The sequence below is a fragment of the Paenibacillus ihumii genome, from assembly GCF_001403875.1.
GTDB lineage: Bacteria > Bacillota > Bacilli > Paenibacillales > Paenibacillaceae > Fontibacillus > Fontibacillus ihumii.
In genome coordinates this window covers 3,261,222-3,282,789 of the sequence record NZ_LN884299.1, presented here as the reverse complement: position 1 = coordinate 3,282,789, position 21,568 = coordinate 3,261,222, and the positions used below count along the sequence as shown (strand labels likewise).

The following is a 21,568-nucleotide window of genomic DNA, read 5'->3' as shown; positions in this document are numbered from 1 at the left end:
AAGCGAGACCAGGTCTGGAGAAGCTAAGAGAGGCGGCACGGCGAATTGCCATGCCGCCTCTTAGTGCAGTCAGGCTGTCCGGACAAGCGGAGACAAATTTGCTTTTTGTTGTACAATATAGATATGGACTATGGTACAAGCCGCTAATGAACGGTTATGCCGGCTTGATAAAGGAGAGATGGCCGTGAGATCGGGAATATTGGTTATCGACGACGATGAGAAAATTACATCCATGCTGCGCCGGGGCCTGGCGTTTGAAGGATACGATGTATATACGGCGAATGACGGGATGGAAGGCTTGTCGATGATGCTGACCGCGGATCCGGATTTGATCATATTGGACGTGATGATGCCAAAGCTGGACGGTTTTGAGGTCTGCCGCAGGCTCAGGGAAGGAGGAAGCACTGTTCCCGTTCTCATGCTGACGGCGAAGGACGAGGTCGAGAATCGGGTCAAGGGACTCGACATCGGCGCGGACGACTACTTGGTGAAGCCGTTTGCGCTTGAGGAACTGCTGGCCCGGGTTCGCGCGCTGCTTCGCCGCAAGGAATCTGCGGGAGGAGAGGCGGCGGGCCATCGGCTTATCTTTGAAGACATGATCATGGACATGGATTCCCGTGAGGTGCTGCGCGGCGGCCATCGGCTGGAATTGACTGCCAAGGAGTTCGAGCTGCTCCATCTATTCATGCAAAATCCGAAGCGGCTGCTGACCCGGGATCTGATCATGGATAAAATATGGGGTTATGATTACAGCGGCGAGTCCAACGTGCTTGAAGTTTACATTGCCATGCTGAGGCAGAAGACGGAGGAGCATGGAGGGAAGCGTCTTATTCAAACGATACGCGGCGCCGGCTACATTCTGAGAGGGGATTCCTGAGCATGTCGATTCGGCTTCGTCTAACAGCTTGGTATACGGGGATCTTGGCGATCACGCTTATTATGTTCGGCGCATCCATATACGGAATAGTAAGGTACAATATTTTTCTGGAAGTGAAGAAGAAGGTTGAGGAGCATGGGGCTCAGATTGAAAAAGCCCAGAACGTCAGCCTGTCCCAGGGACTGGACCTGCAGATGGAGCGCAATCAGATTCTGCGCCTGGAGGATGCGCGCATTTTCTGGCAGCTCAACAATTACGTCAAAAATACTACGCGGATTTCTGAAGGAATGCTCAACAGGGAGATGGTATTCCCTGTTCCAAACATCGATCAGATCGGCAAAAAGGGCGTCTTTCAGAATATAAACATCAACGGAAATTCTTATTTGCTGTATGAAAGGCCGCTTGTCTATGGCAATACGATCGTCGGCCTGCTCCAGCTTGCCGCGGATACCAATGCGGAGAACCGGATTATGGATCAGCTGAAGACCGTGCTGCTGTTCGGCTCCTTCATTACCATTGCCGTAGCGAGCACGTTCGGCCTGTTCCTGGCCCGCCAATCGATGGCGCCGATCGGCAAGGTCATCGAGGCGGCGAACGGTATCCAGAAGGGGACGGACTTAAGCGTCCGCATTGAATATGACGGCCCCAGCGATGAGATCGGCAGGCTGATCGGCACGGTTAACAACATGCTGGCCCGTACGGAAGGCTTCTATAAGGAGCTGGACGAGGCGTATGCTAACCAGCGGCGCTTTGTATCCGATGCCTCGCATGAACTGAGAACGCCGTTGACGACGATCCGGGGCAATGTGGATCTGCTGAAGAAAATTTGGGTCAGAGAGGAAGGAGAGCCGGGCGCCATGGACGAGGAGCAGCTCCGCAAGTTCTCTCTGGAGGCCGTGAGCGATATCGCCGATGAAGCGGAGCGCATGAGCCGCTTGATCAACGATATGCTGTCTCTCGCCCGGGCGGATGCCGGCCAGACGATCGAGAAGCAGCCGCAGCTTCTGGAACCGATCGTGGAGGAGGTTGTGCGGAGAGCCAATTTTCTGCCGCGCAAAGCGTTATGGCTGCAGGGGGACTTATCGGCCATTCAGGGCGCTTATATCGACGGCAATAAGGATTACTTGCAGCAAATGCTGTTTATTTTTATTGAAAATGCTTTTAAATATACCCCGGAAGGGCAGGTCGTCATCGATGCGGTCAAAGCGGAGGAACAGGTCGGCATCCGGATTAAAGATACCGGCATCGGCATGGATCGCAGTGAAATTCCTCAAATCTTCGAGCGCTTCTATCGGGCCGACCCGTCCCGGGGAGTAACGCAGGGAACGGGTCTCGGGCTATCCATTGCCAAGTGGATTATCGATGAGCATCAAGGGTCGGTCGAGGTAATTACCCGGCGCGGCGAAGGGACGACTTTCGTCATATGGCTTCCTGTTGTCTTTAATGAGCAGCCGGAATAGGCTATAATAAAGATTGTTGCCCTTCAGTAAGGATCCAGCATGGATGCGAGGGAACAAGAAAGCGAGGGTGCAAAATCATGGAAGTGATCAAAATTTCGCCGCGCGGTTATTGTTACGGCGTTGTAGATGCAATGGTGCTAGCCCGGCAAGCAGCCAAGAATCTTGACTTGCCGCGGCCGATTTATATACTGGGAATGATTGTGCACAACAGTCATGTAACTCAATCCTTCGAGGATGAAGGAATCATTACCCTGGACGGGCCAAACCGTCTGGATATATTAAGTCAGGTGGAGAGCGGCACGGTGATCTTCACCGCTCATGGCGTATCGCCAGAGGTGCGGAAAATCGCCCGCGATAAGGGGCTGACTACGGTGGATGCCACCTGCCCTGACGTAACCAAGACGCATGTCCTCATTGAGGAGAAGGTGGCCGACGGCTACGAGATCATTTACATCGGCAAGAAGGGCCACCCAGAGCCGGAGGGGGCGATCGGGGTCGCACCGGATCGCGTGCATTTGATCGAGAAGGAAGAGGAGATCGATTCGCTTAAGATCGATGCGGAGCGGATTGTTATCACGAACCAGACGACGATGAGCCAATGGGATATCAAGCACATCATGAAGAAGCTGCTGGAGAAGTTCCCTGGCGCAGAGGTTCATAATGAGATATGCCTCGCCACCCAGGTGCGGCAGGAGGCCGTAGCGGAGCAGGCCGGTCAGGCGGACCTCGTGATCGTTGTAGGCGATTCTCGCAGCAACAACTCGAACCGCCTTGCTCAAGTCGCGGAGGAGATTGCCGGAGTAACAGCCTACCGGATTTCCGACGTAACCGAGCTGAAGCGCGAATGGCTGGAAGGCGTAGGCAAGGTCGCCGTCACTTCGGGGGCATCCACGCCAACACCGATCACCAAAGAGGTAATTGCCTATTTGGAGCAGTATGATCCGGCAAACCCGGACACCTGGGAAATCGTGCGCACGGTCAACATGCAGAAGCTGCTGCCGCCCGTTAAGGCTGCAGCGAAGAAATCTTAATACGCTATAGCAATTATTTAGAAGCCGTCTTGAGGGACCGATGATATTGGTGCCGGTAGAGACGGCTTTTGTGCGTTATTATATATGGACATGATGATATATTGAAAAACGCTGAGTTACGGATGTTATGCTTGACGAGGCAGGAGGAATCAGTTATATTTACTTTAGCGGTTAAAAGCTTAAAAGCGGACAAGCGTTTAAGTGGCAAAATAATTCAAGGTATTTGATATAAACATTGGGCAATGCCCGCAAAGACGAAAGGATGAAGGACATGATCGTAATCACTTCTAACCAAACGCCGGAAGAGCGGATTAACGAAATTATCGCCGTCATTGAGAAGGAAGGCCTGCAAGCGCATGTCTCGCGCGGCAGCGACCGTACGGTCATCGGATTGATCGGCGCGATCGAGCCGAAGCTTGCCGAGCATTTGCGCCAAATGAAGGGTGTAGAGAATGTAATCAAAATTTCCAAGTCCTATAAGCTGGCCAGCCGTGACTTCCATCCGGAGAATACGGTCATCGAGATTGGCGATGTGAAGATTGGCGGAGGGGAGCTCGTCGTTATGGGCGGTCCGTGCGCTGTGGAATCCGCGGAGCAGATCGATGAAATCGCCCGCCTGGTCAAGGCCGCAGGCGGTCAAGTGCTCCGCGGCGGAGCCTTTAAACCTCGTACGGGACCCTACAGCTTCCAGGGAGTTGGAGTAGAGGGCCTGGTGATGATGGCCGAGGCCGGCAAGAAGCATGGGCTGCTGACAATTACGGAGGTCATGACGCCGGAATATGTTGATGTATGCGCCGAGTACGCAGATATTCTGCAGGTCGGCACGCGCAACATGCAGAACTTCGACTTGCTGCGCAAGCTGGGCACCTGCGGCAGACCGGTTCTGTTAAAGCGCGGATTCAGCGCAACGTACGACGAGTTCCTGAATGCGGCGGAATATATTCTGGCAGGCGGCAATCCGAACGTTATGCTCTGTGAGCGCGGCATCCGGACTTTCGAGACATATACGAGAAATACGCTGGATCTGTCGGCGATTCCGGTACTGCAAGGCTTGAGCCATTTGCCGGTCATCTCCGATCCTAGCCATGGCACAGGCCGCCGCGAGCTCGTAGAACCGATGACGAAAGCCTCGGTTGCCGCAGGGGCGGACGGACTCATTATCGAAATGCATACCGATCCGGACAATTCGATGACGGGCGACGGCGTTCAATCGCTGTTCCCTGATCAATTCGCCGCATTGCTCCGCGACCTGGAGCAGCTTGCTCCATTGGTCGGCAAACGTTTCGAAACGCCGAAAGCTGCTGTCCAAGCGTAAAACAGCATAACACGCTGTACACACAGACCCTAAAACTGAGCTACTGAGCTATAGCACGCATAACACCCCTCTAGCCTTCTCAAGGATGGCCGGAGGGGTGTTTATTTTAGCTGATTATATTGAGAATTTTTTAGCTGATTGTAGTGGCGATTTACACCTTATGGACCATTTATAAAGTTCAAGCTGAGCGCTTAGAAGTTATCGAGCCTGCTCCCGCAGGATTCGCGAATGACCAGCTCGGGCTCCACCACGATGCTGCTCGTCTCGGACTGGCTGTTCATCAGGTCGTACAGCATCAAGCCGGCCAGCCTGCCGATCTTCTCTTTGTTCTGCCGGATCGTCGTCAGCGCCGGATTCGTATATTTGCAGGCCTCGATATCATCGCAGCCGATGATGGCCACGTCCTGCGGCACCCGCAGCTTATGCTCCTTGAGCGCCCGCATGGCCCCAATTGCAATCAGGTCCGAGGCAGCAAAGATCGCTCTTGGCAGCGAGCCCGATTGAATGATCCGGTTCATCGCCTCATACCCGCTTCCCTCAAAGAAGTTCTCTCCATTTACGAACCAGTTTTCGTTCAGAGGCAGTCCGAAGCTATCTATGGCGTCTTTGTAGCCCGCCTCGCGCATATTGGATATATCCGATTCCTGCGTGCTTCCGATATACCCAAGCTCCCGGTACCCTTGCAGATAGAAGTGCTCCACAACCTTGTATGACATTTTGTAGTTATCGGACATAATAAAACCGGAGTTCTTGCCTTTCAGTTCAATATCCACCCCGATGCATGGAATGTCGCTGAGATCCAGCTCGCTGATAGAGGGCTCGAGCTGCTGGCCGGTCACGATGATGCAGCCGTCCACTTGAAAGTGCTTACAACGGGCGAGATACTCGCCATCGACAGCAGAGAATTTCTCGTTCGAGAAGAATAGGAGGTCATACCCGAGCAGACCGACCTGCTTCTTGAAGGAGTTCAGCACCTCGACGAAAAAGGGATGGGTGAAATCAATATTCAGCTTACCCGCAAAAATGACGCCAATGAGATTCGATTTTTTCGTCGCTAATGTTTTCGCGGAGTTCGAAGGAACATACCCGGTTTGCTTCATGATTTCCAATACTCTATTTTTAGTATCTTCAGAAATATCACTGTAGTTGTTAATGATTTTGGATACGGTCGATACCGAAACGCCGGCCATTTCCGCAATCGTTCGGATGTTGATCGACAAAGACAAAACCCCCTTCTAGATAAAGCAAAATCGAACAATGATCGTAAGCTGCTGGTTGTTGGCGAAACAGTTTCTGTGGATCGCACACTTTGAGAATAGCAAGTAACGAAATTTGATTAGCGAAACAATCCTCCAAGAAAAGCGCCGAATCCACGGTTTTACGAAACAACGAAAACACTTTCGCCAATTATCTTACCTCTTTTTTTATACACGGTCAATGAAAATAAAGGTTGGGGAAAGGGTAAAGACCCTGATTTATATAGGATTAATTGCAAAATGCGAGGGAAGTCTACTCGAAGCGACAGGAAAAACAAAAATATTTAAAATAGGTCTTTACAAACAAAATAATTGATGTAATAATGATTTTGAGCGAAACCGCTTTCGGGATTTTGCTCTTTGGTATCGTTGAAATTACGAAAATACGAAACGCATAAGCAGACGAATTTTCATAGCTTCGAACGGCCAAGGCAGAGCAATGCCGAGAACGGGGTTCCAACCAATGACTACAAATAGGGGGAAATATCATGGTCAAGAAAATTTCTGCCATCGTTCTTGCTGGCGCATTGACGCTAAGCCTGGCGGCTTGCGGCGGTGGTAAAGGCAACAATGCAGCTACTGGAACCGAAGGCGAAGGCGCTAAGACTTCTTCCGGACAGAAACAAGTGATCAAGATTCTGCACTGGAAGCAAGACAACATCAATAAAGCAATGAATGAGATCAACAAAAAGTTTGAAGAGAAATATCCGGAATATAAAATCGAGTACACGACGACTGGTCCGGATGATGAGTATAAGCAAGCGCAAAGAGCAAGACTTACGGCGAATGACGTCGATATTCTTGCCGACTTGTCCGGCATGAGATTGTCTCCTCAGGAATGGACGCCAGGGGCCAAGGTGCCTGACTGGGAGCAGTGGATCAACTCCGGTCTGATCGCCGACCTGTCTGATCAGGCTTTCGTCAGCAAATGGAACGCTAACGATATTGAAAAAGCCGGTACATATAACGGCAAAGTGTACGCCATTCCTACTGGCAAAGTAGCGATGTCCGGTTTGTTCTATAATAAAGAAATTTTCGAAGAGCATGGCCTGGAGGTGCCGAAAACTTGGAGCGAGTTCATTCAGTTGAACGAAACTCTGAAATCCAAGGGCATCACGCCAATCGGCGTAGCAGGTAAAGACGTATGGCCGCTGAAGCTGCCTGTGTTCGCGCTGCAAGCGAAAATCCTGGGCGGCGGTGACCAGCAAAAATGGATCGAAGGTGTATGGAAAGGCGAAACAGCGTTCAACGATGCCGAAGCGGTTGAGGTTCTGGAGAAAATGAAAACTCTCCAAGACAACTACATGATCGAAGGCTTCATGGGTATCGATTATGCTTCCGCGCCTGCGATTTTTGCAACGGGCAAAGTAGCTATGCTGGCTGACGGCTCCTGGGACGCTCCGACGATCGCTACGGCGAATCCAGACCTTAAATTCGGTTATTTCCCCGTACCAGCAACTGAAGACGCAGCGAAAAACGCTTCTTTCGTAGGTAAATACGATGTAACCTGGTACGTTGCCGAGAAAGGCCCGAATAAAGAAGGCGCATTGAAATGGCTGGAATTCTTCTCCGAGCCTGAGAACTACACGACGTTCGTTAAAGCAGCCGGATTCATCCCTACAATGGACGGAATCTCGACGGACAGCGATTTTATCGACAACGAATTGACGCCTTATCTTGGCGATTTCGAGCTGGCATATGAAATTATGATGATTAACCGCGAGAACGTGGGCGAGCATCTTGCCGCTGAGGGTGTTCATACGGAATACCTTGCACCGGGCGGAGAGTTCAAGACAGCGAAAGAACTGGCCGATGTGCAGCAGAAGGAATGGGAAGCCGCAGCTCCTAAATAAGTTCGAAATTCATTAACCATACTGTACTGTCTCGGGGTCTGATTGTTCAGACCCCGATCATTTATTGATTCGTAACCCGCGAGGTGAGAGAGATGTATCCATTTGGAAAAGGCATGGCTCGCTACGTACCTTTATTGCTCTTATTGATCCCGATGGCTTTGTACGTAGTTTTTTATTTCGGACCATCCGTGATGACGGTCATTTATTCCTTTACCGATGTTAAAAATATCCCCGGCAGCACAATGAAGTTCGTCGGGCTTGAAAATTACTATGATCTATTCTACTCCGGAAACTCTGGAGAACGTTGGCGCTCCATTACGAATACATTGATTTTCATGTTTATTGTCACCATTGTTCAGAACGGGGTTGCCCTGTTCGTAGCGGTTCTGCTGAATCAGCGGCTGCGCGGCGATTATTTCTATCGCGCCGTATTTTTTCTCCCGGTCGTGCTCGGGGTAGCTGTCGTCGCCTTGATCTGGGGGATGATGTTCGACCCGATGAGCGGCCCTGTGAACATGCTGTATGACTGGCTGTTCGGCTACAAGGATATGTTCTTCGCCAGCTTTACACATGCTTTTGGCTATATTATATTCGTGCAAATCTGGATGTATATGGGCTATTCCATGCTCATCTTTCTTGCTGGTCTGCAGTCCGTTCCCAAGGATCTGTATGAAGCCGGCTATATTGACGGAACCAGCAAATGGCAGTCCTTCCGCCATATCACGTTCCCGCTGATCGCTCCATCCTTTACGGTAAATATGCTGTTATCGATTATCGGCGCCATGTCGACCTTTGATATTATTCTGGCGACGACGGATGGCCGCTTCAATACGAGAACGATGGCTTACGATGTTTATAAGGAGACCTTCCGCGGCAGCCTTGATATGGGCCTACCGTCTGCACTGTCCGTCGTACAGTTCCTGATCATTCTGGTATTTGTCGTTGTCGCCGTACGGCAAACGCGTAAGAGAGAGGTGGAATATTAATTATGAAAAATTCCAGATCGTTTACGATACTATCTTACGCCGTCATCGCTGTATTGCTCGTTCTATATCTAGTGCCGCTAATTCTGGTGCTCAACGTTTCATTGAAGTCGTATCCAGAATATTTGATCAACCCGATCGGCCTTGTCAAGGAATTTCAGTGGAGCAACTACATTACTGCTTGGACGGAAGGGAACTTCGCGAATTACTTCATTAATAGTCTCATTTACACCGGGGCTGCTACGGTACTGACCATCATCATATCGGTGATGGGCGCCTTTCCGGTGGCGCGCAAATACGTGAAGTGGAGCGGGTTCATCTATATGTTCTTCCTGCTCTCGCAGTTCCTGCCGAACCCGATGGTTGCGCAGTACAAGCTGATGCTGGGCTTCAAGGAATCGCTCGGCATCTTCGGATACGATACGAAGCTTGGGTATATCATCCTGAAAACGACAGGAACCGGTGTAGTGTTCATGATGTTCGTCGGCTACATCAAATCGATCAGCCGCGAGCTGGATGAGGCTGCAGGGATTGATGGCTCGGGCTATATCCGTTACCTCTTCCAAATGGTCACTCCATTGATGAAGCCGGTTATCGCAACGGGTGTAATTCTGACGGCGATCGGCATCTGGAATGACTTCGTCGGACCGATCATGTATTTGCCGAGCCAGACGAATTATCCGATCACCTTCGGATTGAAGGAGTTTAAAGGCCAGTACGGCAACAATTGGCCGCTGCTTGCCTGCGGAATCACCATCGTGGCGACTCCGCTGATCATCCTGTATACGTTTATCCAGAAATATCTTGTGGACGGAGCTCTTGCAGGTGCCGTCAAATCGTAACTTGTTGAATCCCGCGCCTGCTGTACATGGAGCGGGATTCGTTTTGAATAAAGGAACTAGGAGAGGGAGAAGAAAAGATATGACAAAGTCCGGTTGGAAGTTTCAAGGAGAACAGGGCGTATTTAAACTCAAGCACCCAGAGAAGAACAGTTATTTGTATTTTCCCTTGGTCAATGAAGCGGGAATGATGTCGGCGGTCACTCCGAATCTTCACGGCGGCATTACGTCTGGACACAACACATTTTTGATGGAGCCTGTGTCCGTGGAGGATTTGCATAATTCCAAGGCTTCGCGTAATTTCTGGCTTCATATCGAAGGCCAGGGTGCTTGGTCCGCCAGCGGAAATTCGGCAAGGCAGAACGCAGCTCAATTCGTGTCTGACGAAGAACAGAGTGAAATCGAAGCCGGCTTCCTGTGGCACAAGCTTACCCGTCATCATACAGAGCTTGGAGTAAAGGCGGAGACGACCAGCTTTGTTCCGGTGAAGGACGATAAGATAGAGCTGATGAAGGTAAAAATAACCAATACCGCCGCTGCCCCGCTTGAATTCACTCCAACGGCAGCGATTCCGCTGTATGGCCGTTCGGCCGATGATCTCCGGGATCATCGTCATGTCACTTCCCTGCTGCATCGTATTTACGTCACCGAGTATGGCATTGAGGTTCAGCCTGCCTTGTCCTTTGACGAGCGGGGCCATCGCATAAATAAAGTGACTTACAGCGTACTTGGGGCAGAAGGCAGCGGCAAGGCTCCGATCGGCATGTTCCCGATCAATGAGGAATTCGTCGGGGAAGGCGGTGCGCTGGATTGGCCGGAGGCTGTCGTGCGCAACCGCGAGCCGCTGGCGAAGGCCGGCGCCGAGCTGGAAGGCTATGAAGCGGTCGGGGCGCTCCGGTTCGCCCCTGTGCAATTATTGCCCGGGCAATCGGTGAGCTATGTCATCGCCATGGTCATTTCAGAGGATCGGATTGAGCAGGGGAACTATGCGTCCCAATATTTGTCCGAAGCACAGTTTGACACCTTGCTGCAGGAGAATGAAGCCTATTGGCGAGGGAAGCTGGATACGATCAAATTCAAGTCCGGTGATGCAGAACAGGATCTGTGGATGAAATGGGTTACATTGCAGCCGATATTGCGCCGCCTGTACGGAAATTCGTTCCTCCCTTATCACGACTACGGCCGGGGCGGCCGCGGCTGGCGCGACCTGTGGCAGGACTGTCTGGCGCTTATGGTGATGGAGCCCAATGAAGTAAGGCATTTGCTCGTAAACAACTATGCGGGAGTTCGCATTGACGGCAGCAATGCTACGATTATCGGTTCGAAGCCGGGCGAATTCATCGCCGACCGAAATAACATACCAAGGGTCTGGATGGATCACGGTGCATGGCCACTATTGACGACGCTGCTCTACGTGCATCAAAGCGGCGATCTGGACATTCTGCTGCAGCCGCAAACGTATTTCCGTGACATCTTCGTCAAGCGCTGCAGCGAGCGGGATTCAAGCTGGAGCGCGGATAGCGGAAACAAGCTGACTACTGTAGATGGCAGCATCTATGAAGGCACCATTCTGGAGCATATTTTGCTGCAGAATATCGTTCCGTTCTTCCATGTCGGGGAGCATAACAATATCAAGCTGGAGGGCGCAGACTGGAACGACGGGCTTGACCTTGCGCCGAATCGCGGCGAGAGCGTGGCGTTCACGGCATTCTACGCCAGCAATTTGCTGGAGCTGGCTGAGCTGTTAACCTATCTTAAGGATAAAGCGGGCATCGGTTCAATTGAACTGGCAGAGGAGATGGGCATTCTGCTGGATTCGCTTGCTGAGCCTGTAGATTACGAAAGTGTCGATCAGAAGCTGGCACTGCTGCATCGCTACTATGAAGCCGTTACTCCTGCGGTTAGCGGGAAGAAGCTGGAGCTGGACATCGCGAAGGTAGCTAGCGATTTAAGAAACAAGGCGGAATGGGCTATCGCTCATCTTCGGAGAAACGAATGGATTTCCAGCCAGGAAGGCTATGAATGGTTCAACGGTTATTACAACGACGACGCTGAACGGGTCGAGGGGGACTTCCCGCAAGGTGTGCGCATGACGCTGACAGGCCAGGTGTTCAGCATCATGGGAGGCGTTGCTACGGAAGAGCAGGTTGGCAAAATCTCCAAGGCTGTAGACCGGTACCTGAAGGACGAGAAAATCGGCTACCGCCTGAACTCGAATTTCGGGGGCATCCAGCAGAATCTGGGCCGCGCCTTCGGCTTTGCCTTCGGTCATAAAGAGAATGGCGCCATGTTCAGCCATATGACGGTCATGTATGCCAATGCGCTCTATAAGCGCGGCTTCGTCAAGGAAGGCTACGAGGTGCTGGATTCAATCTATCGCCTCTCAACGGATTTTGCGCTGAGCCGCATGTATCCGGGCGTGCCTGAATATATCAATGAAAAGGGACGAGGCATGTATCCGTTCCTGACAGGATCGGCGAGCTGGCTGCTGCTGACGGAGCTGACGGAGGTTTATGGCGTGAAGGGTAGATATGGGCATTTGCATCTTGAGCCTAAGCTCGTAAAGGAGCAGTTTGACGGGCAAGGCGATGCATCGGTGGAGACGCTGTTTGCCGATCGGATGCTGCGCGTAGCGTACCGTAACGCCGGGCTTCTCGATTACGGTCAATACCGGATCGGAACGATAGCCGTCAACGGCCAGCCCGTGCAGTTCGAAGCCTTCGGCACCGGTGCCATTATTCAGCGTTCCGTGCTGGATTCGCTGCCGAAAGAGGGCATACAGCACATGGATATCGTATTGGAACATAAATGAGACGGAATATGACGGGGCTGGCCGAGGGCTGAACGGCCCTTAAGCCCGCTCGTGTGGAAAACCCCGCTGCTCGTAGCTGTGAGCCGGGGTTTTCTGCCTTAACGCCAGCCAAAGCCAAAGAGAGAAAGAGCGTAGAACGCCTGGGATTAGAGGGGACGAGTATGGGATTTCAATTAAGCAATGAATATCTAATCGTAGATATAGCCGCCATAGGCGATTACAAGGGAATGCGTTTTGATTGGAGCGGTTTTATTACGGGGGTAACACTGCGGGACGGGGACCATTCCTTCTGCGTCCCGGAGAGCCTTATCACTGGAGAGGGAACGGGAGGCCAGGGCTTGTGCAACGAGTTCTCCATAAGAGAAGCTATCGGGTATGAGCATACTGCGATCGGTGGACAGTTTCCAAAGCTCGGGGTCGGGCTGCTCACCCGGACGGATGAGCAGCCTTATCGATTTTACCGGGATTATCCGCTGCAGCCTTTCCGCATCGAGGCCGAGATGAAAAACAGGCAGAGCCTCGCATTTACGGTGCATCCAGAGAATTGCAGCGGATACGCTGCCCGGCTTGAGAAGGTGATCTCCATCGCCGGGAATCGGCTGCGAATACAATATCAATTAAGCAATACAGGCACGAATAGAATCTGTACGGAGGAGTACAATCACAACTTTCTGGGGATAGACGGTCAGCCGATCGGTCCGGAATACGAGTTGAAATTTCCCTTTGCAATCCGGCCGTGGAGCGATGATCCTGGAACGCTGGACGGGGTAAGGATCGACGGGGGAGAGGTGACATGGGCAGGCGAGCCGAAGAAGCCCTTTTATTTTCAAGTAGACGGATTTCAAGCCTGTTCGTCTCCATGGCTATGGGAATTGAAGCATCGGCCCAGCGGGGCCGGCGTCCGGGAAATCAGCTCTTTTCCGGTCTCCTCGGCCGCGGTATGGGGTATGGGGCATGTCGTCTCTCCGGAAATCTTCATCCGCCTCGAGCTTGCGCCTGGAGAGAGTGTCACGTGGTCTAGGGAGTATGAATTCTATCGTGAGCTGGGATAGATCCTTCATTCAGATGAAGCGTTAATGTGTCAATTCTGCAAACTATGAAATCTCATGAAATATCAGCTTGCTGGAAAAAAGAATAGTTGCTATGATAAACCTTATCAAAACTTCGAAAGCCTATAAACAAGTGTTAAGAGAGGACGGGGGAGAAATGAGTAAGAGAGCTTATAATTTTAACGCAGGACCTGCAGCGCTTCCGTTGGAAGTATTACAGCGGGCTCAGGCGGAATTCGTGGATTATCGCGGTACGGGAATGTCGATCATGGAAATGTCGCACCGCGGAGCGGTGTACGAGGAGACTCACAACGAAGCGGCAAGCCGCCTCTTGAAGCTGCTCGGAAATCCGGAGGGTTACAAGGTGTTGTTCCTGCAGGGCGGGGCTTCCACGCAGTTCTCGATGATTCCGATGAACTTCCTGACGGAGGGCAAAACGGCCGGCTACGTTATGACGGGAAGCTGGGCCAGCAAGGCGATCAAGGAAGCGAAGCTGGTTGGCGAAGTGTTCGAGGCCGCCTCTTCCAAGGAGAGCAAGTTCATGAGCCTGCCTGATTTGAGCCATCTGAGCTTGCCGGACAATACCGCTTATCTGCATGTTACTTCCAATGAGACGATCGAAGGAACCCAGTTCAAGAGCTTCCCGGACACAGGCAGCGTGCCGCTGATTGCGGATATGTCAAGCGATATTCTGTCCCGTCCATTTGATCTTAAACAATTCGGCATGGTCTATGCCGGCGCGCAGAAGAATTTGGGGCCATCCGGCGTAACTGTAGTGATCGCTCGTGAGGAGCTGCTTCAAGATTCGCCGAAGCATCTGCCGACGATGCTGCGCTACGACACGCATGCAGGCAACAACTCCCTATACAATACACCGCCTTCCTTCTCGATCTATATGGTAAACCAGGTGTTGAGATGGATCGAGGAGCAGGGCTCGCTGGAAGGCATTGAGAAGAAGAACCGGGAGAAAGCGGCGCTTCTGTACAATGCCATTGATAATAGTGGCGGGTTCTACCGCGGATGCGCCGACTCGGACAGCCGCTCGCTGATGAACGTTACCTTCCGCCTCGCTTCGGAGGAGCTGGAGAAGCAATTCGTGAAGGAATCCGAGAAGGAGGGCTTCGTGGGCCTGAAGGGACACCGCAGTGTCGGCGGGCTGCGAGCATCGATTTACAATGCTGTGCCTTATGACAGCATCAAGGCATTGGTGGATTTCATGGCAGAGTTCCAGAAGTCCAACGGGTAAGCCTTATCGGGGAATGCCTGATACTGTGCCGTTAGCCTGAGAAGTCATCATAGCAGACGTTCCGGCTGAATACAGCAAGCCTTTCGCCATGCAGATGGCGGGAGGCTTTTGTTTTGGGAATTGAAATTTACTGTTATAATAAGCAAGTAAAACAGCCGATGAAAAATGAAATACCTGTGAATAAATTCAAAAACTGGACTAGTGAGGAATGAAGTTATGACTTTGCATATCGTACTTGTTGAACCGGAAATACCGGCTAATACGGGGAATATTGCACGTACCTGCGCTGCAACGGGCATTCATCTGCATTTGGTGCGGCCGCTCGGCTTCCGTACGGATGATGCTACATTGAAGCGGGCCGGGCTTGATTACTGGTATGCGGTGCACATCGAATATCATGATTCTTTTCAGGAGGTCGAAGAGAAGTACAGCGGCAGCCGCTTCTTCTTTGCGACGACCAAGGCGAAGAAGCGTTATACCGATTTCGAATATCAGGATGGGGATTTCTTCGTATTTGGCAAAGAGACCAAAGGTCTTCCGGATGAAATCTTGCAGGCCCATCCTGACCAGTTGATTCGCATGCCGATGACGGATAAGGTGCGGTCCCTGAATCTATCCAATTCAGCGGCCATTATCGTATTCGAAGCGCTTCGGCAGCTGGAATTTCCGGGAATGCAGTAAGAGCAGCTGACATCATGACTAAAGAGGGAGATATGAACATGCCAAGAACTGAACGCGAGAAAATGGTGGCTGGGGAAATGTATGATGCTTCGGACCGGCAGCTGGTAGAAGACAGAGCGCGGGCCAGAAGGTTAACCCGATTATTTAATGAGACGCATGAGGATGAATTGTCCCGCAGAAAAGAATTGCTGCAGGAGCTGCTCGGCTCGATGGGGGACAATACCTACATCGAACCAACCTTTCGCTGCGACTACGGCTACAATATCCATGTAGGCCGCCAATTTTATGCAAATTTCGACTGCGTCATCCTGGATATCTGCGAAGTAAGAATCGGCGATAACTGCTTTATGGCGCCGGGGGTCCACATCTACACCGCGACCCATCCGCTTGATCCCCATGAGCGCAATTCCGGCTTGGAATATGGCAAGCCGGTAACCATTGGCAGCAATGTATGGATCGGAGGCCGGGCGGTGATTATTCCGGGAGTAACGATCGGAGACAACGTAGTCATAGCAGCGGGGGCCGTTGTTACTAAAGACGTTCCTCCTGGTGCTGTTGTAGGAGGAAATCCTGCAAAAATATTAAAATATGTCGAAATAAAGCAGGAATCTTAGGATAGAGCGCGAAATATATAGAGAGGGAAGTAGCATTTTCGTCCAAATATGTACATACCATTTTTTAGGAGAGGTGTAAGTAAATTATGAAACCTGCTGGTGTGGTCCGTAAAGTGGATCAGCTGGGAAGAATCGTCTTGCCCAAATCGCTGCGTAAGAGGTATCAAATGAACGAGGGGGATCCTGTCGAAATTCTAGTACAGGGGGACCATATCATTTTGGAGCGTTATCGCCCGAAATGCGTGTTCTGCGGTTCAATGGAAAGTGTCAGCGATTTCAAAGAGCGCTGCATCTGTAATCAGTGCCTCGTCGAAATGAACCGTCTTACTTAACTCCCATAAGTTTATTTGGAGAAATGAGTGTCTGCGTGGGCAGATGCTCATTTTCTTTGCTGCCAAATATAAATAAGCTTCCCTCCGGGAAGCTTATTTAGGTGACCAGAGGACGCCTCATTCGAATCGCATTCGAAGCAAGGGCCTCCTGAAATCGGAAAAATGCTGCTGGCCGCAAGCTGGCGGCTATGGCACGTCTGCCGGATTACTTAAACAGCACCTTCCCTGGGGCTTTGCTTACAGACCTTTTGTTTTATCGTTATTATAAGACGAGGTCAGAATACCGCAAAGATAAAGAGCAAACACCAAAGTCACGATCCAAAACGTCAGCGAAAATGAAAACAAAGGTGAACACCTCCACATTTAACTGCCTCTTATTATACCCGCCTCTGTCAAAAAAATAAATCCTTATATGATTTATTTCATAGACGCCTGATGGGTCCTCCATGGAATCCGGGCTTGAACATCGTTTTTTATTTAAAAAACAGGAAATGGGTAGGCACCGGACGGAGCTGGCCGTCGGAAGGGTTATTGATCACTTTACCGTTCAAGACGAGTGAAGAAGAGCCTCCGCCGTCCAGATTATATGCGTTCACGACGCCCATATCATAAAGCTTGTCCTGAAGCTCCTTCAGCGTTGCGCCGGAATTCCCGTTCTCATCGTAACCGTCAATGACGAGAATAATCAATTGGTCGTCCTTGTAGTTCCCGATCACGGTTCGCGGTGCCCGCAGAGGAGAGGTCTGCCATTTTAAAGGTATTTCTGTTTTTTGTCCATTTTGGAGCAGAATCGGTACGAATGAGGCGCCGAAGGAGGGCTCAAGCTTGTCGAGCTGCGCCTGCTCCTGAAATTTGCCGCCGATCAGCTTGCCGTTCTTATTCATCCCGACGAAGAACAGGTCTTTATAGGACGGTTCGAAGCCGTTCACGTATTTCCCGTTCAATACGGTGGTGCTAAGCGGATAGCGTTTGCCCTTGGAGTCGGCGAAGCCGCCTGCATTGATTCCGGCAACGGCACCGTACCGCTTAACCGCTTGCTTTGTTGTTTCCGAGCCGCCGATTTTGTCGTGGCCCAGCGTCATTTTTATGGCATCCGGAGACTTCAGCTTCACTTTCAGGGCATGCCCTTTGTAGCTGCCGGGGTTTACCTTGTACAGCTCAAGGATTATACGATCGCTCTTGACAGTTTCCTTGGGCGTGCCGAGCTTCGCGGTAATTCGCTTGTTATAAATGATTTCCGGTTTGGCCGCGGTATTTCTGGATGCCTGCAGGATAGCCGTCATGGTACTCGTCGTTTTGTGATATAGCTCAGCCGTCTCGCGAATGGAGGAAATGGTAAACTTGGCTGTCTCCTCGGCTTGCTGAAGACCAGACGAGATAGCGCTGAAGGTGCGATCTAATGGTTGAGGATCCGCGGTGAGCAGATCCTGCTCCGTCGTCCAGCTAATCTTAGGCCCGCTTAAGGCCAGCGCTATAAGAAGACCGAACAGGGGAGCGGTCGCAAGCAGAAAAAACCGATTTATCCCTTTGATATCGCTCATTATTTCAGCAAATCCATCTGTTTCTGCAGCTTGGCCAGCTGGTTCTTCACTTCGTTGAGCTGAGAATACAATTTATTGCTGTTATCGGTTTTATCGCTTGCATTATCCTTGGTAAAGGTCAGCAGTTCGTTGAACGTCTCTACTTTGCTGTTCAATTGCTCCACTTGCTCAGATAACGCTGCCAGCTGGGTCGTATAATCGGCCTTCATCACGTCCGTCCGGTCCTGTATGCGGGCATCGAGCTGCTCCAGCATCGATTGCTTTAAATGATTGCTATACATATAAGCGGTGGTGACGCCTGCGCTAATAAGTAAAATCCAAGTAAGCAGAACGATTTTTACGGAAGGCCTTCGCTTTTTCTTGCTGGGGAGGGGTTCGGAAGTGGTCATAGGCTCCGTAGAATAAGACACATTTATCACCTCAATTATTAGTTCAAGATTACATTCTATCACGTGCACTTTTTAATGGCAAAGCGATAGATTGATATATTTGCGGCCTGTTGAATGGTAAATTTGTCCTCCTGTACAATAGCTGAAACGACGATGCATGGAGGCGGATATTTTGGAACGCTGGATGGATTTGGGGCAAAGAAAGCAGCTGTTACCCTTAGGACAGCAATTCGGCAGATGGAGCGACGGGACGGAGATGATCTCCCTTGCGCTTTGCGGAGGAGACGGCGGGGAAGGCGTTGAGAAACTGGATGCGGTGCTGCTAAAGGCCGGGACGAAGCCGGAGTTTGCCGGGAGAGAGTGTGACAGCGGTCCGCAAGGCAGCTTGCTGCTCCGGAGTTGGCTGTCGGCCGCTTATAGGGATGAAGAGGGGTGTCTGACGGAGCCCGGCAGGCTGCTGTTGGCGGGCGGCAGCGCCGATGCGGTGAATCTCCTTCTGCGCTGGTGTCTGAACATCGGCGGGACGGTGCTGCTGGAGACGCCCGCGTCTCCCGAAATGCTGGAGTCGGTTCGCCAGCAAGGCGGCCAGGCGATTCTTGTCCCGTGCGATAGGGAAGGAATGATCCTTGCATCGCTGGAACAACAAATCAAGAGGGCTCGCCCCTCGCTGATTTATGTCACCCCTCGCTATTCGAATCCTTCCGGCCGGGTGTGGAGCGAGCAGAGGCTGCGGGAGCTGCTTCGCTTGGCCGCGCGGCATTCTTTGCTCCTTGTCGAGGATGATTCAGCAGGAGCCATTCCGTTTAGTAGTCAGGCTGCGGCTTCCCATGGTCTGGGAAATGGGAGTAGGGCTGGGGAGAAGCAGGGAACGGGAAGGGATAGCGGACACAGCAGCGAACAGAGGTTGGAGACAAGGAGTCGGGTAAATTGTGATGCGCCTGAATTGCAGCAGAGATCAGGAAAGCAGGAAGCGGCCGGAGGATATGGCGCGCCCGAAAGGCATGCAGCGGAGCAGGAGGGATGGGGGCGGGAGCGGAGCAAGGATGGAGGTAAGTGCGAGTGCGAAGGTAATTGTGAGTATGAGTATGAGCATGAGGTAAATGGTAGGCATAGCGGGCTTAAGCATAGAGAGGACAGCGGGTGCATAAGGACCGGCAAATACGGGGAAGGCGGGGGGCATGAAGGGCAGGCTCTATACAAAAGAGGACAGCCAAAGCTGCAAGGTGCGGCGGCAGATCAGGGAAAGCGCGATGCAGAATGGAAAACGCTTTACCGGCTTCGCGAGGAGGAGCCTCTCTTATACTCCGGCGCTGAGGTAGTCGGCATAGGCTCCTTCCAGGCTACGGCGTTCCCGTCTTTGCCCGTAGCGTGGATACGGGGGAGCGAGCGTGTTATTCAAGCTCTGGCCCATATTCGGTCAGCCTTGATCAGGCGCTTGAAGACCCCTGTGAAGGAGACGGCGGCCTATGAGCAGCGGCTGTACGCGCTGCTTAGCGCTCCGGCATTTGCCTGGCCGGAGCATGCGGCGCATCTCGCGGCGGAGTATGCCGCCCGCCGCGAGGCAGTGCTGGAGCAGCTTCGGGAGCAGCCTGCGTGACGCTGTCTCTTATACCCACCTCGAGCTGTGTATAAGAGACATGGTCAAGCCGGGCATATACCTGCCGACCCTCCAGCAGATTTCGGGCGATCACAGCGCGGCCCTGCTTGGAGCCTGCCCCCTCGACCAGCGTCCCGTCTTCATAATAGAAGGATGCGTACTGGTAATAAGCCGTCTTCGTTACGGAAGCAAAGGCGGGCGCAATCCCATAGGCATTGGAAAACTCCATGCCGGAGAACTCCGCCCCGGCTTCGGCGGCCATCAGATATCCGTCCCCGGTCAGCACATTGCAGCCCAGAGCCTTGCTCAAGAAAGCGCAGCCGCCCGTAGCCATGACAACCGCTGCCGCCCGTACGAACCAGGCCTGCNAAATAGGATTTAGTTTATTTTTTAATTGTTAAGTTGTTGAATAGTCAGTTAGGAATCTGTGATCTTTTCATTAAGTGCGTTAATCTTAACCTTTCATTATTAGGTAGGAGGGCTGTCGCGTATACACCGCACGGAGTGTGCGCGCATGGTGCTGTGCAGGGATACGTCCGTGCGCGGGCAGCGTGTAAGGCGCGTGAGCAGTGCGCGGATACTTACGCAGGGAGCGCGTAGTGCACCTCCTGGCCTAGCGCACGCAGTCGCCGTCTCTGCCTCCAGCGCTGCTCTAATCGTTCGCCGTCTGCTGCGCAGCCCTATCCGCCGCTGGGGCAACCGCCACTGGCCAGCTCTCGATGACGGCGGCATACTCCTGCAGCGCCTTCACGCCTGCCGGAGTTAGAGCATAGCGCCCGCGCGCTACCCGGTCGAACCAGCCGTAGTAGTTGCGCTGCAGAATATCCGCCGCCGTGCCTACTCCGCTGCTGTCGCGGACCTCGCGCGGCGCCATGATGCCGCCGGCACGCAGCGCATTCGCGACGCGCAGCGCCCGCTCGCGGTAAGCTGTGACCAGCTTTTTCCCATGGCTTCCCCCGACATTGTAATCCCCGCTTCGCTCATGAAATTCATGCAGCAGCCTCGCTGCACGCGTCTTGACGACCTTTGGGGCGGGGGGAAGTATTTTATCGCCCGGAGAGCACAACACCTCTACAAACGGGCTTTTCGTCTTATAGTGAGTGACGGTGATCAGACCGAGGCCCAGCTTGCGGCATAAGAGCGAAAGCTCGCTCCATCTCTGGTTGTGCGCGCCTTTTTTTGCGCGGTTGCGCTCTACGGCCAAATACACCTCGCTGCTGAGCTTCTGTCTCTCCAAGCCTTGAAGCAGAAGAGAGAGGTTAAATGTCTTCTTCATTTCCACGATCAGCGGATCCTCCTGATCCGGATGGATGCCGACGAGGTCGCAGTGGCGAACCTCACTCCGGATGACATAGCCTCGCGCCTCAAAGAACGTCTTAAGCGGAGCGTACAATTCGGTCTCATGCTGAACGGCCATGATCCGATCTTCCTTTCTGCAACTGTGCTGAATACTTCTGGGTTAAATTATATCATAACCCAACATTTGCGCCGGAAGGAAGCGCAATGCTTCCTTTGCTTAATTCTGATTTATCCGATAAGAATATTTTTCGGCGCTGAAAATGGTCAACTTCTTCCTGTCAGCCGCATAGGTATGTAATACGCTTTTCTAAAAAAATAGAATGATACATCTCCACTCTAGTCTTCTTATTCCAAGCAAGAAAAAACAGTTAAACGCGGTTATTTACGAAGTAAA

Annotated in this window: 19 protein-coding genes and 1 pseudogene; 14 read left to right on the top strand and 6 right to left on the bottom strand. The window is 52.0% G+C overall.

What is annotated here, in order from left to right; genetic code table 11:
- Nucleotides 1-184: 184 nt before the first annotated feature.
- The 4 genes from BN2762_RS21985 (at nt 185) to aroF (ending at nt 4,683) form a co-directional block, all read left to right on the top strand.
- On the top strand, nt 185-877 hold the full coding sequence (locus BN2762_RS21985; RefSeq protein WP_055108997.1) for a response regulator transcription factor: 693 nt from the start codon (nt 185-187) through the stop codon (nt 875-877).
- A gap of 2 nt (nt 878-879) precedes the next feature.
- Complete coding sequence (locus tag BN2762_RS21980) at nt 880-2,337, top strand: sensor histidine kinase (protein ID WP_055108996.1); 1,458 nt, start codon at nt 880-882, stop codon at nt 2,335-2,337.
- Nucleotides 2,338-2,414: 77 nt separating this feature from the next.
- The gene (locus BN2762_RS21975) at nt 2,415-3,368 is read left to right on the top strand and encodes a 4-hydroxy-3-methylbut-2-enyl diphosphate reductase (RefSeq protein ID WP_055108995.1); all 954 of its coding nucleotides are present in this window, start codon (nt 2,415-2,417) and stop codon (nt 3,366-3,368) included.
- Between the two features lie 271 nt (nt 3,369-3,639).
- Entirely contained in the window at nt 3,640-4,683 is a 1,044-nt protein-coding gene (gene aroF, locus BN2762_RS21970; RefSeq protein ID WP_055108994.1) for a 3-deoxy-7-phosphoheptulonate synthase, read from the top strand.
- 191 nt (nt 4,684-4,874) lie between these two features.
- Here the strand turns inward: aroF and BN2762_RS21965 are convergent, their stop codons facing one another.
- Both BN2762_RS21965 and BN2762_RS27880 read right to left on the bottom strand, forming a co-directional pair.
- Complete coding sequence (locus BN2762_RS21965; protein WP_055110280.1) at nt 4,875-5,897, bottom strand: LacI family DNA-binding transcriptional regulator; 1,023 nt, start codon at nt 5,895-5,897, stop codon at nt 4,875-4,877.
- Nucleotides 5,833-6,090: a hypothetical protein gene (locus tag BN2762_RS27880; RefSeq protein ID WP_222861106.1), complete on the bottom strand. Its 258-nt coding sequence runs from the start codon at nt 6,088-6,090 to the stop codon at nt 5,833-5,835. Before BN2762_RS27880 ends, BN2762_RS21965 begins: the two co-directional genes overlap by 65 nt.
- 337 nt (nt 6,091-6,427) lie before the next feature.
- Here BN2762_RS27880 and BN2762_RS21960 point away from each other — a divergent pair, with 337 nt between their 5' ends.
- The 9 genes from BN2762_RS21960 to BN2762_RS21920 all read left to right on the top strand — a co-directional run bounded on the left by BN2762_RS21960 (nt 6,428) and on the right by BN2762_RS21920 (nt 16,348).
- Nucleotides 6,428-7,792, top strand: coding sequence for an ABC transporter substrate-binding protein (locus tag BN2762_RS21960; RefSeq protein ID WP_055108993.1), 1,365 nt, complete (start codon nt 6,428-6,430; stop codon nt 7,790-7,792).
- 92 nt (nt 7,793-7,884) lie between these two features.
- Nucleotides 7,885-8,778, top strand: coding sequence for a carbohydrate ABC transporter permease (locus tag BN2762_RS21955; protein WP_055108992.1), 894 nt, complete (start codon nt 7,885-7,887; stop codon nt 8,776-8,778).
- Between the two features lie 2 nt (nt 8,779-8,780).
- Nucleotides 8,781-9,617 carry a carbohydrate ABC transporter permease gene (locus tag BN2762_RS21950; RefSeq protein ID WP_055108991.1) on the top strand — a complete coding sequence of 279 codons (837 nt, stop codon included), beginning with the start codon at nt 8,781-8,783 and terminating at the stop codon, nt 9,615-9,617.
- 79 nt (nt 9,618-9,696) lie between these two features.
- Entirely contained in the window at nt 9,697-12,426 is a 2,730-nt protein-coding gene (locus BN2762_RS21945; protein ID WP_055108990.1) for a GH36-type glycosyl hydrolase domain-containing protein, read from the top strand.
- 161 nt (nt 12,427-12,587) lie between these two features.
- Nucleotides 12,588-13,478, top strand: coding sequence for a hypothetical protein (locus BN2762_RS21940; RefSeq protein WP_055108989.1), 891 nt, complete (start codon nt 12,588-12,590; stop codon nt 13,476-13,478).
- A 154-nt stretch (nt 13,479-13,632) separates the two neighbouring features.
- A complete protein-coding gene (serC, locus tag BN2762_RS21935; protein ID WP_055108988.1) occupies nt 13,633-14,721 on the top strand; it encodes a 3-phosphoserine/phosphohydroxythreonine transaminase in 1,089 nt (362 codons plus the stop codon).
- A gap of 216 nt (nt 14,722-14,937) precedes the next feature.
- Entirely contained in the window at nt 14,938-15,402 is a 465-nt protein-coding gene (gene trmL / locus BN2762_RS21930) for a tRNA (uridine(34)/cytosine(34)/5-carboxymethylaminomethyluridine(34)-2'-O)-methyltransferase TrmL (protein ID WP_055108987.1), read from the top strand.
- A gap of 38 nt (nt 15,403-15,440) precedes the next feature.
- Nucleotides 15,441-16,016 (top strand): maltose acetyltransferase domain-containing protein, encoded by a 576-nt coding sequence (locus BN2762_RS21925; protein WP_055108986.1) that lies wholly within the window; start codon nt 15,441-15,443, stop codon nt 16,014-16,016.
- 86 nt (nt 16,017-16,102) lie between these two features.
- Nucleotides 16,103-16,348 carry an AbrB/MazE/SpoVT family DNA-binding domain-containing protein gene (locus BN2762_RS21920; protein WP_055108985.1) on the top strand — a complete coding sequence of 82 codons (246 nt, stop codon included), beginning with the start codon at nt 16,103-16,105 and terminating at the stop codon, nt 16,346-16,348.
- A 473-nt stretch (nt 16,349-16,821) separates the two neighbouring features.
- On the opposite strand, the gene BN2762_RS21915 is transcribed toward BN2762_RS21920, so the two are convergent.
- Both BN2762_RS21915 and BN2762_RS21910 read right to left on the bottom strand, forming a co-directional pair.
- Complete coding sequence (locus tag BN2762_RS21915; RefSeq protein ID WP_148499983.1) at nt 16,822-17,892, bottom strand: phosphodiester glycosidase family protein; 1,071 nt, start codon at nt 17,890-17,892, stop codon at nt 16,822-16,824.
- Nucleotides 17,889-18,278 (bottom strand): ATPase B chain family protein, encoded by a 390-nt coding sequence (locus BN2762_RS21910; protein ID WP_230202565.1) that lies wholly within the window; start codon nt 18,276-18,278, stop codon nt 17,889-17,891. Before BN2762_RS21910 ends, BN2762_RS21915 begins: the two co-directional genes overlap by 4 nt.
- Nucleotides 18,279-18,450: 172 nt before the next feature.
- Between BN2762_RS21910 and BN2762_RS21905 the strand changes: the two genes are divergently transcribed.
- Complete coding sequence (locus BN2762_RS21905; RefSeq protein WP_055108982.1) at nt 18,451-19,875, top strand: aminotransferase class I/II-fold pyridoxal phosphate-dependent enzyme; 1,425 nt, start codon at nt 18,451-18,453, stop codon at nt 19,873-19,875.
- Nucleotides 19,876-19,918: 43 nt separating this feature from the next.
- Here BN2762_RS21905 and BN2762_RS26285 read toward each other — a convergent pair.
- A pseudogene (locus BN2762_RS26285) lies at nt 19,919-20,236 on the bottom strand (pyridine nucleotide-disulfide oxidoreductase); the annotation flags it as partial.
- A gap of 291 nt (nt 20,237-20,527) precedes the next feature.
- On the bottom strand, nt 20,528-21,292 hold the full coding sequence (locus BN2762_RS21895; RefSeq protein ID WP_055108980.1) for a DUF2161 domain-containing phosphodiesterase: 765 nt from the start codon (nt 21,290-21,292) through the stop codon (nt 20,528-20,530).
- Nucleotides 21,293-21,568: the final 276 nt, after the last annotated feature.